We start from the raw sequence: 13,534 nt of genomic DNA on the forward strand, positions 1-13,534 counted from the left end.
GGAGATTTTTGTTTGGTTATTTTTGATAGCCCTCCATTTGCACATATAAAATAGTACTGGTCGAATGCTAATCTCATTTTGCATAAACGATTTTATTCCGCCCCTTTTACTAGCTGAAAAACTCCTCTTTCATCGAAAAGCTAAAAAAGTATAGTAAATGTTGAAAAAATGCTATTGATAGCGCTTTCATATTGAATTTTCAGAGTTTATGATTAAGTAGTAAGTACTTTTTATTCGAAAAGAGAGGGGTAAAAAAATGATTAAGAAATTTAAGGGGTTAACATTTTTGGCAATCTTGATGGTGTTCACACTCGTCGCAGCTGGATGTAACAATGATGGAGGTAGTTCGGTTGACGTAGGTATCGTATTACCGACGAAGGATGAACCTCGATGGGTACAGGATGAGCAACGTTTCAAGGATGCATTAGCAGATTCAGATTATTCAACGGAAATTCTATTTAGTCAAGGATCTTCAGCGAAAGAGAAAGAAAATGTAGAGGCATTATTAAATAAAGGCATCAAGGTATTAATTATCACTCCTCATGATGGTGCGGCAGCTGCATCTGCAGTAGAAGCAGCGAAAAAAGAGGGTGTAACTGTTATTGCGTATGACCGTTTAATTACAGATACGGATGCAGTGGATTATTATGTAACATTCGATAGTTTAGCAGTAGGTGCTGCACAAGCACAGTATTTAGTGGACAATGCACAGGGGTCTGACGTTCCTCTTTACCTTTATGCAGGTGCGGCTTCAGATAACAACGCATTTTTATTCTTCGAAGGGGCCTGGAAAGTGCTTCAACCGAAAATTGCAGATGGTACCTTTAAAATTGCTAACTCAAGTGAAGCAGAGGGGTTAAAAGATTCAGCCGAACTTTCGCGCGACCAACTGGGAAAAATTATTGGTCAAGTTACAACGAACTGGGATGCAAATGATGCGAAAAACAAAGCGCAAACACACTTAACAGCTGCGGGTGACGACTTAAAAGGTGATGTTGCAGTTCTAGCTCCGAATGATGGAACAGCTCGGTCAATCGCAGACGTATTTGCTTCTGATAGTGTAATTTCAAGTTACTTTGTGACTGGCCAAGATGCAGAGAAAGCATCTATCCAATATATAATCGACGGAAAACAGTCGATGACGGTATTCAAAGACGTTCGTGCACTGGTGAAAGATGCGATGGGTATGGCAGTTGAAATCTTAGATGGCAATACACCAGAAACAACAGGTTCTTATGATAATGGTTCAGTTGAAGTTAAAGCGAAACAAACGGACGTAATCGTGGTGAATGAAGATAACGTGAAATCTGAGCTAATCGATTCTGAATACTACGAGGCAAGCGAATTCACAGGTTTAGAGTAAAAGTATCACATTGGAAAATGGAAAATAGTGATAGTGTAATCTATCACTATTTCTCCATTTCTATTTTGTTTGGGTTAGGGAGGCGATAGAATGAGCGAATATATTTTAGAGATGAATGACATATCTAAAGAGTTCCCGGGAGTCAAGGCCCTATCGAACGTGAATTTCAAAGTGAGAAAAGGAGAAATTCATTGTTTGGTTGGCGAGAATGGTGCGGGAAAATCGACGTTGATGAAGGTGTTGAGTGGAGTTTATCCATATGGCACATACGACGGAGATATCGTATTTGAAGATCAAGTTCAACAGTTCAATGAGATTAGCGATAGTGTGAAGGCTGGTATTGGCATCATTTATCAAGAGTTGGCACTTTTTCCGGATTTGTCCGTCTATGAAAATATATTTGCTGGCAATGAAGTGAAAAAGGGTCCGTTCGTTGATTGGAATCAAACAATCGTTCAAGCTACGCAGATACTGAAAAAAGTAAAGCTGAAGGTGACGCCGGAAACACTGATTAGGGAATTAAGTGTAGGAAAACAACAGCTCGTAGAAATTGCCAAAGCATTAAGTAAAGATGTAAATCTGCTGATTTTAGATGAGCCGACGGCAGCACTGAATGAAGATGACAGTGAAAATCTGTTAAAACTCCTAAAGGAATTAAAAAGCCAAGGAATTAGCTGCATTATGATTTCTCATAAGCTGAAGGAAGTTATCGAGATAGCGGATAAAGTAACGATTTTGCGGGACGGCAAGACGATTTGTACGCTAGATGCAAGTAAAGGGGAAGTAGCGGAAAATGTCATTATCAAAAATATGGTAGGACGTGAAATCGAAGACATTTACCCGAAACATCCTGATAAGAAAATCGGGGATACTGTCCTCAAATTGGATAACTGGTCAGCGTATGACACGCAACTAGGAAGAAATGTTGTGAAAAACATCAATCTTCACGTAAAAAAAGGCGAGATTATTGGGATCGCTGGTCTGATGGGGTCCGGTCGTACAGAACTTGCTCTTAGCATTTTTGGGAATCCGAAAAACTATAAGTTACAAGGGGATTTGGAAATTCAAGGGGCGCCAAAAGTACTGAAGCATACAAGTGATGCGATTAAGGCTGGTATTGCGTATGTGACGGAGGATCGAAAAGGAGACGGACTGTTTTTATTACAGGATATTAAGAGTAATGTCTCGGCGGCACATCTGAAAGGTATTTCGACGAAGGGGATTCTCAACTTAAATGAAGAAGTGAAGGTTGGTAAAGAGTACAAAGACTCGTTGTATATTAAAGCGAGTTCACTAGAGCAAATAGTTGGCAAATTGAGTGGTGGAAACCAACAAAAAGTATCGCTTGGGAAATGGTTGTTTACTGGACCTAAGATCTTGATCTTAGATGAACCGACAAGGGGAATCGATGTTGGGGCGAAATTCGAAATTTATACGATTATGAATCAGTTGATTGACGAAGGTATGAGTATTATTATGATCTCCTCTGAACTTGGTGAGGTGCTAGGGATGAGTGATCGTATCTATGTTATGGCAAATGGCTCGATCAAAGGAGAACTGGCCATGAAGGAAGCGACACAAGAAGCGATTATGGAACTTGCGACGCAATAGGAGGGATAACGATGGGATTTTATAAAGAAACTAAAGCGCTCGTCAAAGCCAATATTCGAGATTACGGGATGTATATTGCGTTAATCGTTATTTTGTTAACATTTACGATTATGACGAACGGCTTGTTTATGTCTTCTCGAAACATAAGTAACTTACTGGATTCCGCTGGTTATATTGCGGTTTTGGCGGTTGGGATGACCCTTGTTATCGTCATTCGTCATATTGATTTATCGGTGGGCTTTTTAGCAGGATTTCTAGGTGCGATTACAGCCATTTTCTTGACGCAAATGGGCTTGTCAGTATGGATTACTATTCCGCTGATTTTAATTTTAGGTGCTATCATTGGATTATTTAACGGGGTATTAGTTGCTAAAATTGGAATTCCATCATTCGTTGCTACGCTGGCGGGGATGTTGATTTTCCGTGGTGCACTCCTTCAGGTTACAGAAAAAACGGGAACGATTATTGTTAGGGATGAACAATTCAATGCGATTGGGAATGGATTTATTCCATCGATTATGCAAATTAATGGCTTGCATCTACTGACGTTATTAGTAGGATTTGTCGGAGTACTTTTATATATATACAATGAAATCGCCAATCGTCGTAACAAATTGACGTATGGCTTTGATGTAATGTCTAAGGGGATATTTAGTGTAAAGCTTGTTTTGATATCAGCGATTATTGCTTACATTACTTGGATTTTAGCTGGCTATAACGGATTTTCTTGGACGGTTGTCATTATAATAATCGTTGTCATAGTTTATCACTTCTTAACGACTAAAACAGTACTCGGTCGTCACATTTATGCAGTCGGTAGTAATCCTGAGGCCGCGCATTTGAGTGGGATCAATGTACAAAAGATTACATATATCGTCTTCGGTTCCATGGGGATGCTCGCGGCGTTATCAGGAATTCTATTTACATCTCGGCTTCAATCGGCAACGACCACAGCTGGAACTCTCTTTGAGCTTGACGCGATTGCAGCGGCATATGTTGGTGGAGTATCTTCTGCAGGTGGTGTCGGTAAAGTAACAGGTGCCATTATCGGAGCCATCGTGATGGCCTCGTTATCGAGTGGGATGAACTTACTAGGTGTAGGAATTTCCTATCAATATATGATTCGCGGTGGTGTTTTAGCTGGAGCGGTAATCTTTGACGTCATGACACGGAAGCAACGGGGTTAAAAGAGAATAGTAGAATAACTGGGCACCCTATTTGTAGGGTGCCTGATGTCGTTTTGTAAGGCATTGTTAATTCCTAGACAGGTTGATAAGATGAAAGAAACAAGCTTTAGGAAAGGGGAAGGGATATGCGGAAAAAAGTTGTTTTAATACTTGTCGCACTCATTATGATTTTTAGCTATTTGACTATTGTATCCGCAACTAAAGCGTATCGTTTAACTAGTGATAGGCCAGCTAACCTCCCCATTTCCCCGGAATCTATTCGTCTCGTGCTCATTACCCAAGAGCTTGATACTCCATTTTGGAATAAGGTTGGCCAAGGGGCATTGAAGCAGGCACAAGAAGAAAATGTTCAGCTTGAAGTGTGGGGAAGCTATGGAAATAACCAAGATGATTTTTTGAAGACAATGGAGATTGCGATTCATTCTAAGGTGAATGGTATTATCGTTCAGGGGCTAGATAATGAAGAATTTAAAGAACTGACAAAGGTTAAGGCGGCTTTTTATGGGATTCCTATCATTACCATCGCTAATGATGTACCAGTGGAAGAGAGCTTGCGAAAAACATATGTTGGTTCAGATCAATTTGGGGCAGGACAAATGGTTGCTCGTCAATTGATAAAAGAAATGGGCACCACAGGAGAAGTGATTATACTTGGTGATCAAGAGCAAGCATATTATCAAAAAGAACGTTTAGCTGGTATCCAGAATGTATTGGGTGGCTATCCAGACATCGAAATGATTGTTAAAGGAACGGCAGATGCAAAGGAACAAGTAATGACAACGACGCAACAGCTGATGAATGAAGTACCGCGAGTCACTGCATTTATAGCCATCAATGCAAATTATACAGGTCCAATGATTCAAGAGATCGGAAGACGTACTCAAGTAGAGCCGTATTATATTTATACCTTCGATGACGGCGTTGGATTAACTGCCCTCTTAGAGCAAGGCAAGATCGATGGAATTTTGGAGCAAAAGCCAGAAGCGATGGGCAGCGAGAGTGTTGAGCGGTTGATGGAGTGGATTTCTGGCGAGACCGTCCCGCTCGATTCAAATGGTTACCTCACTGAAACGCGCATGGTTGACGCGGAAGGTGAAGAACTATGATGACGATTCAAAAAAAGATCTGGATACTCGTTTCCGTTGTGTTGCTGATAATGGGAATTATTTGGTTGACGCTTACATCTTATAATCAGAAAACTCAGGAAAAATCCAATGATATTTTACAACGCTATTTGCGGATGAATGAAGTAACAACAGCAAGTCAGCAAATAATTACCAACTTAAATAACTATTTACTTGACCCAACAGCTAATCATAAGCAACAGATAGAGAAAAGCGTAGCCGTTATTGAGGAGGTACAACAGGATGTAGCGGAGCTGCGGAATGTGGAAAATGCATTTTCAATAACCAATTATATTCATTTAATCGATAGTCTTATTGAGACGACGAATCGCTCCATTATGTTTTCAGAGGAGCAAGAAATGGAAGGGTCGACGAACGAATTTAATGAAGCAAACCGTATTTCTATGTACATATCTGAAATGACCTTAACGATTTTAGACCGAGAGCTGAAGACCTCTAACCGGTTTTATCGAGGTATTATCAAGCAATCGGAGGAGTTGAAAAAGCTAGGAATCTGGCTGTTGCTATTGATTACTGCTGTGTTACTTTTGGCTATCTACTGGTTTTCACTTAGTATTACGCGGCCGATTCATCAGCTCACGAAGGCCGCTAACGCATTGTCTCAAGGTAGTTTTAATCAACAGATTGAAGTGAAGTCTAATGATGAGATAGCCTTTTTAGCAAAGACCTTTGATGAGATGCGTGTAAACATTAATGATTTAATAGTAGAAATTCAACAAAAGGCACAGCTTGAGCATGAGCTTCAGCAAAGTAAGTTGTTATTGAAGGAGAGTCAATTTAGAAGCTTGCAGAACCAGATAAATCCACATTTTTTATTCAACACATTGAACACATTGTCGAAAAAGGCGTATTTAGATGGTGCGGAGGAGACGAGCGATCTTATAGTCAGTGTAGCCGGCTTGCTACGTTATAATTTGAAGCGGATTGACCGCTCTGTGACGGTGTTTGAAGAAGTAGTCGTTTTGAATCAGTATATGGAAATCCAAAAGGCACGTTTTACGGATCGCTTACAATTTAAATCTGACATCGACGAATCTTGCTTAGATGTAAAAATTCCGGGACTAACCCTTCAACCCATCATTGAAAATGCGGTAATTCATGCTATTGAGCCGGAGCAGGATGGAGGCATCATTTGGTTTAGGATTAAGAATGACGGTCCATGGGTCATCATTGAAATCGAGGACAGTGGACAAGGGATGTCCCCAAAGAAAGTGGAACAGTTGCTGAAGGGGCACATTATACCAATCGAAGGACATTCTACAGGAATAGGCTTTCAAAATGTGGTGAAAAGATTGCATTTATTCTATGGAATAGAGGATTTGGTCACGATTGAAAGTAGAGAAGGTCGGGGGACAAAGGTGGTCATACAAATTCCAAGGGCCAGGGAAGAGGGAAATGATGATGAAGCTTCTAATCGTTGATGATGAACCGATTGAGCGAGAAGGGATGCAGGCAATCTTACAAAAAGCGTTCCCTGAACTTTCCATTTACCAAGCAAGAAATGGGGAAGTAGCAATAGAATTAGCAGATACAATTCAACCAGATTTGGTCTTAATGGATATTAAGATGCCTGGTATGACAGGACTTGAAGCCTTAGAAAAGATTCAAGATAAGCATTCTACTATCAAATTTGTTATGGTGACGGCCTTTGATATGTTCGATTATGCGAGACAAGCGCTCAAGCTCGGTGTGAAGGATTACTTACTGAAACCCAGTAGAGCAAGTGAGATTGTTGCAACGGTAGGGAGAGTATTAGAGGAATGCAGGCTAGAACGCATTGCAGAGGCTACGAGCCAAATGCAGCATGAAAAGTGGCAAAAGGCGTTGACATTAGTGGAAACAGATATCGTGACACAGCTATTATTTGATCATGTTCATGAAGTTCATATTGATATGCTTGTCGAGATGCTAGATATTCGCTCTACTCATGAAAAGTTTGTAGTAGTAGTGTTGTTGCCAGAGGGAGCAGAACACTATTATGTGAGGATTAAGGAAAAGGTGCGTGAAGCGGGAAATGCTTGGGTAGGTGCGTTATATGGACGGCAGCTACCCATCATTGTGTTTCGTGATCCAGAGAAATCCTTTCGTTCGCAAGCAATGACATTAGCCAAAGCGATTTTATCGTTGGCTAAGGAACAAATGAGCTTAGACTGGTTTATTGGGATTGGTCAGGTTTGCGAACCATTAGACGAGATTCGTCAGTCGTACCAAGAAGCGCTTATTGCGACTATGGATACAACGCTAGCGGTCAAGAGTCGGTTTTATGCTGACGCTCCAGTGCTCAGTTTAGAGACAGATAATCAGGTTATCAAGCAGCAGCAGAAAGACTTTTTTGACCAAATTCGTTTAGGGGACTGGGTATCCATTCGCTCTGGGATATTGGATTTGATACAACAGCATGAGAATGAGGGGAATTCACTAATTTACACGCAACAACGAATGCTTGAGTTGCTTTGGATTGCGAACAGAGTGATGGATGAAATGGGAATGGAAGCGAATGCCCCATTTTTTTCGTTTCAAGCACAGGACTATCGACAATTGCGTACGGAGACGCTACTGCTACTCGAACGGATGAATGCTGCCTATGAGGCACATTACGAACGAGTGGAGGCTGATAAGATACATCAAATTAAACAATTTATCAGTGAGCATTCACATAAAGATATTTCACTGAACATTCTCGCGCAAAAAGTCGATTTAAGCCCGATTTATATTAGTAAAATGTTCAAAGAGAAGTTGGGCATTAACTACATCGATTTTCTGACGGAGTGCCGAATTGAAAAAGCAAAGAAGCTATTGAATGATCCAGAGCGAAGCCTAAAAGAAATTACGTTTGAGGTCGGTTATCATGAGCCGAATTATTTCAGTAAGGTGTTCAAGAAAATGTGTGGAGTGTCCCCGAAGGAGTACCGAAAAACGTTAATGAGTAAAAAAGTCGAAGTCTGATAGGGGGCAAGTAGATGAAACGAAAGGCTATAATCGTATGGCTATTGGGAATGATTTTGATACTAGTTACTTGTATAGCTATACCAAAGCAGACATTGGAGACCGTTGAGTTAGAAGAAACGATACCTTTTAGTGCAATCGACAGTCCAATCCGTATTGGATTTTCGATGGACACACTACTTGAAGAACGATGGCTGAGAGACCGTGATTTGTTTAAAGAAGCCGTTGAAGCACTAGGAGCAGAAATCGAGATTGTCGCTGCGAATGGAGATGATGCGCTTCAGATTTCACAGGCAGAGGCGCTCATTCAAAGCGGAATCGACCTTTTGGTAATTGTCCCACATAATGCTGAGGCAACAGCCGCGATTGTTCACAAGGCGCATCTTGCAGATATCCAAGTAATTGCCTATGATAGACTCGTCAAAAATGCGGATCTCGATCTATATGTTTCTTTTGATAATGAACAAGTGGGCGAAATGCAGGCGAAAGCCATCACTGCTCTCGTACCGAAGGGGAATTACGTCTTTATTGGTGGTGCGATTACCGATAACAATGCACATTTATTGAAAAAAGGTGTGTTCAATGTGCTGCGTCCCTATATTGAACGAGGTGATATTAAGATTGTCTATGATCAGTGGACGAAGGATTGGACTCCAGTGAATGCACAAGCCAATATGGAAGAAGCTCTTCGGACAACGAACAAGCAGATTGATGCGGTAATTGCTGCGAATGATGCCACGGCAGGTGGTGTTATTCAAGCACTCGCGGCTGTTGGACTAGCAGGTCAAGTACCAGTTGCCGGACAGGATGCGGATTTGGCAGGAGTGCAGCGAATTGTTACTGGAACACAAACGATGACAGTCTATAAGCCAATCAAGATGCTTACACAGGAAATGGCGAAATTAGCGGTTGCGATGGCAAAAGGTGAGAAAGTATCTGCTGAACAGAAAGTTAATAATGGGAAGATCGAAGTTCCTTCCGTGCTACTAACACCAATCGCTGTAAATGAACACAACCTAGATAGTACGGTGATTTTCGATGGATTTCATTCATTTAAAGATGTGTATCAAGTAACATCGAAGTAAATCGGGTGTCCAACACTTAGCGAGAGACCATTTTTGGTAACTCTTGCTAAGTGTTTATTTTTCATTGCAATACGAACGTGCATTCTATATGATGACTAAAAGAGGAGGGAACGAGTGTGCGTGTTGAGTTGATTAAATCAATGGAATGGAATCACGTCTCAGATATGATATCCGCGGCGAAAGACGATGCGATAGGCAAGCGAAGCATTAAAATACTACAAGTAGGTGATGTCTCATTTAGGGCCAATTACTATTCACGAAAATCCGATCGTATATTTAAAATCGACACTATCCTTGCACTCGTTCCCGTTACTCCAAGAGAGCGGATTGTTGTATGATTGACTACGGTAAGTTTCCAAATCGGCACATCGCCTGTATTGATATGGTGAGTTTTTATGCTAGTTGTATGGCTTCGTTGTATAGCTTAGATGTACAAAAGGTGCCGATTGCGGTCGTTGGGAATCTTGAAAGAAAAGGGTCTGTTGTGCTCGCGGCATCGCCTCCAATGAAAAAAAGATTTCGCGTTAAAACAGGTTCTCGTTTGTACGAAATTCCACAACATCCTGACATTAGGCTATTCAATCCAAAAATGAGTTATTTTCTAGAAATGTCGATGGCTATTACATGCCTACTTCATAAATACGTTCCGGCTGAAGCGATTCATGTCTACAGTGTAGATGAAAGCTTTATTGATCTAACTGGAACCGAAAAGTTGTGGGGCGACCCAGTGCAAACTGTTAAAGTTATTCAACAGGAAATAGTTGCGACGCTAGGCTTACCTTCAACTGTCGGCATGGGACCGAATATGTTAATGGCAAAGCTTGCACTAGATCTAGAGGCAAAGGATACAGGCTTTGCGAAATGGACCTTTGAGGATGTAGCGGGGAAATTATGGCCAATTTCTCCATTAAGTGAAATGTGGGGGATTGGTCGTCAAACGGAAAAAAATTTAAACAATATGGGGATATTTTCAGTTGGTGATTTGGCCAATGCCGATTTACAAAGGCTTGAAAAAAAGTTTGGAGTAATGGGCAATCAGTTATTCCATCATGCGTGGGGAATAGACCTCTCCAAGATGGGTGCACCAATTCTTGAAGGCCAGGTTAGCTATGGGAAGAGTCAAATACTTATGCGAGATTATAATTTGCGGGAAGAAGTAAACGTGGTCTTGTTAGAGATGTGCGAGGATATCGCCAGAAGAGTAAGGGAAGAATACAAGGCCGGACGCACTATATCGCTCGGTATCGGATATAGTAAAAATGCTTTTGGAGGTGGATTTCGTCGTTCTCGTACTATTGTGGAAGCCACAAACGACACAATGAAAATTTATAACGTTTGCAAAGAATTGTTGAATGAAAATCATGGCAATCAAGCCGTGCGGCAAGTCACCGTTTCGATTACGAAGTTAGAAGATGAGCGTTCAATGCAATTAAGTTTATTTGATACGAAAAAATGGCAAGTACGGAAGCTAGGTACAACAATGGATACTATTCGTACTCGTTATGGGGATAACGCTATATTAAGGGCGGTATCACTCACAAATGCAGGGACATCTATTAAGAGATCTACATTAGTTGGCGGTCATCAGGGATAGGAGTTGTACTATGATTAGGGACCGAGGAAATATTAAATGGACAGCGATGATGCTGTCGGAGCATGTAAGGGAGTTACGAAAATGGATGGATCAGGATAATTACACTGAAAGACCGGAACTAAACGAGTGGGATCTTCAATCGATTCAAGAAGAGCTTGAATTAGCGTATAAGAGGCAATGTGAAACGCTAATTAAAACCTGGGATAGTGGACGAATTATTCAACATCACGGGATAGTTGAAGACATCGATTTGAGGGAGCTGTGCATTGAATTAAAGAATCCGCTCGGTACAGAAATAATACGGGTAGCTGCTATTACAAATGTGCAAAGCATGGAGTAGAGAGACAATAACGCCAATTTAAAACTGATAATAGTATCCCTATGTTAAGGGATACTATTTATTTTGGAGGTTAATTAATGGGGTATAATGGTTTTTTGAGAGTTGAAATGGTTAACTTTATCGACCAATAAACAGTAAGAGGCATTCCGGACTAATTCAAACAAGAAAGTCCGTCCTTTTCAGTGGTCGGTATCGTGTCGTATCTGGATGGTGTTAATCGCAGGAAAAGAAAATAGCGGACATTAATCGTGAAAACATGTTAAGAGTATGTAAAGCTTCTTGATTACATCTTGAATGTATTATTTGAAATGGTATATTTGTCTTGTTGCAAAACAATATCGATATTAAGGGAATAGTGGCATAGAAGATAAAGTATTAAGAGGAGTCAATATGAAAAAAGCTAAATCAAATAGGGGATTAAAATCACTTTTGGAACTATTTTTAGTTTCAACACGACTTGGATTGACCTCCTTTGGTGGGCCAACAGCTCATTTGGGGTATTTTCATGAAGAATATGTACGAAGAAGAAAATGGATGGATGAAAAAAGCTATGCAGATTTAGTTGCTTTAGCTCAGTTCTTACCTGGCCCAGCTAGTAGTCAAGTAGGTATTGGTATAGGTGTTATGCGGGCGGGCGTTTTGGGTGGAATTATATCCTTCATCGGGTTCACAATGCCTTCAGTTATTGCACTTATTTTATTTGCCTTGTTGCTCACAGGGGGTGACGTCGGAAATGCTGGATGGATACATGGCTTGAAAATTGTAGCAGTGGCGGTAGTTGCGCATGCTATTATCGGAATGGCTAAAAATTTGACACCGGATTTAACAAGGAAATCCATTGCTCTATTCGCACTAATAGGTACTCTTTTTTTGCAAACAGCTTTTGCTCAAGTAGGCGTCATTGTAATCGCTGCATTTTTGGGGTTCATTCTGTTCAAGCAACACAAAGAAAATGATGAAGTGAGTTCGCAATTTCCAATCGCTAAGAGTGTTTCAGTGATCTGTTTACTGCTATTTTTCGGGTTACTCTTTTTGTTACCCGTAATCAGGGAAGTAACTGGATCCTACTGGGTAGCTATGTTCGATAGTTTTTATCGGTCAGGTGCTTTAGTTTTTGGTGGCGGTCATGTCGTCTTACCTTTACTAGAACAGGAATTTGTACCAACTGGATGGATAAGCGAAGAATCATTCTTAGCTGGTTATGGTGCTACACAAGCAGTACCAGGCCCTTTATTTACATTTGCAGCTTACTTAGGAACGGTAATGAAGGGCTGGCAAGGTGGTTTAATAGCTACGTTTGCAGTATTCCTACCTGCATTCCTGCTTATTCTCGGTGCACTCCCTTTTTGGGATAGTTTACGAAGCAATCCTAAAATTAAAGGAGCCATCATGGGCGTAAATGCAGCAGTTATAGGGATATTAATAGCCGCTTTTTATTTCCCTATTTGGACGAGTTCCATTTTAGCGCCTATTGATTTTGCTTTAGCTGCCCTATTGTTTAGTATGCTTGCCTTTTGGAAGCTTCCACCTTGGATTATTGTAGTTACAGGAGCTATTGGTGGTTCATTACTGACACTATTATGAAATAAATAACGTCACGCATGGGGTTTTTCCTCAGGTGTGACGTTTATTTTATTTCTACTATTATTGTCATTTTATCATTTCAATCTAACTCGATAGACATTCATCACACAGATGGTGTACAATAAAACCAAGAAAACTAAAATGGGTTTTTTAGTTTTTGAATAGTTGAAGTTGAAAACAAGAAATTTAAATGCATTTAAAGAAGGAATCGAGCATATTAAAAATTAGGGAAGAAGATTTATCTCCTACATTTGCATCAGTTATGAATTTAGAGTGTGAAAAAGGTTGGTATATATGTTGAACACATGAATACCTAAATAAACTGAATGAAGGCGCCACCTCGAGTTCAATGGAATTTTTATTTCGACGAAAGCTATATTGCTAAGATAATGAATGTGAGCATTAGAAGAGATCGAATCGTTAATAATGCTGTGACAGGCAATACAGAATACTATATACGTTGAATTAAAGAATCCCATTGAATCTACTATGGCGCTCAATAAGGAGAGAGTTGTAATTCGGGGGGCACTGAAAAAGTACGATATCCTTCAATCCCGTTGATTTCCGTTCCGAGCGGACGCTTTCCGCGGGCACGGCTTCAGCCAATCGAACTACGAAGGGTTCGATTTGCCGTATTTCTGTGTTCTTTGCAGAAATTAAGGCATTCTTGCCCCGTGCT

General features: G+C 40.6%; 11 protein-coding genes. All 11 read left to right on the plus strand.

The genetic code is table 11. The features are described from left to right. Positions 1-256 precede the first annotated feature (256 nt). The 11 genes from H7992_RS09835 to chrA all read left to right on the plus strand — a co-directional run bounded on the left by H7992_RS09835 (position 257) and on the right by chrA (position 12,855). Positions 257-1,363 carry a sugar ABC transporter substrate-binding protein gene (locus H7992_RS09835; protein WP_187047435.1) on the plus strand — a complete coding sequence of 369 codons (1,107 nt, stop codon included), beginning with the start codon at positions 257-259 and terminating at the stop codon, positions 1,361-1,363. Between the two features lie 90 nt (positions 1,364-1,453). Then, positions 1,454-2,974, plus strand: coding sequence for a sugar ABC transporter ATP-binding protein (locus H7992_RS09840; protein WP_187047436.1), 1,521 nt, complete (start codon positions 1,454-1,456; stop codon positions 2,972-2,974). A gap of 11 nt (positions 2,975-2,985) precedes the next feature. Then, positions 2,986-4,161 carry a sugar ABC transporter permease gene (locus H7992_RS09845; protein WP_067208008.1) on the plus strand — a complete coding sequence of 392 codons (1,176 nt, stop codon included), beginning with the start codon at positions 2,986-2,988 and terminating at the stop codon, positions 4,159-4,161. A 125-nt stretch (positions 4,162-4,286) separates the two neighbouring features. Continuing rightward, positions 4,287-5,267, plus strand: a complete 981-nt coding sequence (locus H7992_RS09850; RefSeq protein ID WP_067208010.1) for a substrate-binding domain-containing protein — start codon at positions 4,287-4,289, stop codon at positions 5,265-5,267. Beyond that, positions 5,264-6,727, plus strand: coding sequence for a sensor histidine kinase (locus H7992_RS09855; RefSeq protein ID WP_187047437.1), 1,464 nt, complete (start codon positions 5,264-5,266; stop codon positions 6,725-6,727). The genes H7992_RS09850 and H7992_RS09855 overlap by 4 nt, the downstream gene beginning before the upstream one ends. Then, positions 6,705-8,252: a response regulator gene (locus H7992_RS09860; RefSeq protein WP_187047848.1), complete on the plus strand. Its 1,548-nt coding sequence runs from the start codon at positions 6,705-6,707 to the stop codon at positions 8,250-8,252. Before H7992_RS09855 ends, H7992_RS09860 begins: the two co-directional genes overlap by 23 nt. Positions 8,253-8,266: 14 nt before the next feature. Then, complete coding sequence (gene xylF / locus H7992_RS09865) at positions 8,267-9,337, plus strand: D-xylose ABC transporter substrate-binding protein (RefSeq protein WP_187047438.1); 1,071 nt, start codon at positions 8,267-8,269, stop codon at positions 9,335-9,337. A 116-nt stretch (positions 9,338-9,453) separates the two neighbouring features. Continuing rightward, positions 9,454-9,675 carry a transcriptional regulator gene (locus tag H7992_RS09870; protein WP_187047439.1) on the plus strand — a complete coding sequence of 74 codons (222 nt, stop codon included), beginning with the start codon at positions 9,454-9,456 and terminating at the stop codon, positions 9,673-9,675. Further along, a complete protein-coding gene (locus H7992_RS09875) occupies positions 9,672-10,931 on the plus strand; it encodes a Y-family DNA polymerase (protein ID WP_187047440.1) in 1,260 nt (419 codons plus the stop codon). Before H7992_RS09870 ends, H7992_RS09875 begins: the two co-directional genes overlap by 4 nt. 10 nt (positions 10,932-10,941) lie before the next feature. Then, complete coding sequence (locus tag H7992_RS09880) at positions 10,942-11,271, plus strand: YolD-like family protein (RefSeq protein ID WP_067208026.1); 330 nt, start codon at positions 10,942-10,944, stop codon at positions 11,269-11,271. 390 nt (positions 11,272-11,661) lie between these two features. Further along, positions 11,662-12,855, plus strand: coding sequence for a chromate efflux transporter (gene chrA, locus H7992_RS09885; protein WP_187047441.1), 1,194 nt, complete (start codon positions 11,662-11,664; stop codon positions 12,853-12,855). The last annotated feature ends 679 nt before the right edge of the window (positions 12,856-13,534 follow it).

The sequence above is a fragment of the Sporosarcina sp. resist genome (genome assembly GCF_014302295.1).
In the GTDB taxonomy this organism is placed as follows: domain Bacteria; phylum Bacillota; class Bacilli; order Bacillales_A; family Planococcaceae; genus Sporosarcina; species Sporosarcina psychrophila.

Bases quoted from the DNA above. Each gene is read 5' to 3' on its own strand.
- H7992_RS09850 (WP_067208010.1), top strand. From the start codon at position 4,287: ATGCGGAAAAAAGTTGTTTTAATACTTGTCGCACTCATTATGATTTTT.
- xylF (WP_187047438.1), top strand. From the start codon at position 8,267: ATGAAACGAAAGGCTATAATCGTATGGCTATTGGGAATGATTTTGATA.
- H7992_RS09845 (WP_067208008.1), top strand. From the start codon at position 2,986: ATGGGATTTTATAAAGAAACTAAAGCGCTCGTCAAAGCCAATATTCGA.
- chrA (WP_187047441.1), top strand. From the start codon at position 11,662: ATGAAAAAAGCTAAATCAAATAGGGGATTAAAATCACTTTTGGAACTA.
- H7992_RS09855 (WP_187047437.1), top strand. From the start codon at position 5,264: ATGATGACGATTCAAAAAAAGATCTGGATACTCGTTTCCGTTGTGTTG.
- H7992_RS09875 (WP_187047440.1), top strand. From the start codon at position 9,672: ATGATTGACTACGGTAAGTTTCCAAATCGGCACATCGCCTGTATTGAT.
- H7992_RS09860 (WP_187047848.1), top strand. From the start codon at position 6,705: ATGATGAAGCTTCTAATCGTTGATGATGAACCGATTGAGCGAGAAGGG.
- H7992_RS09840 (WP_187047436.1), top strand. From the start codon at position 1,454: ATGAGCGAATATATTTTAGAGATGAATGACATATCTAAAGAGTTCCCG.
- H7992_RS09835 (WP_187047435.1), top strand. From the start codon at position 257: ATGATTAAGAAATTTAAGGGGTTAACATTTTTGGCAATCTTGATGGTG.
- H7992_RS09880 (WP_067208026.1), top strand. From the start codon at position 10,942: ATGATTAGGGACCGAGGAAATATTAAATGGACAGCGATGATGCTGTCG.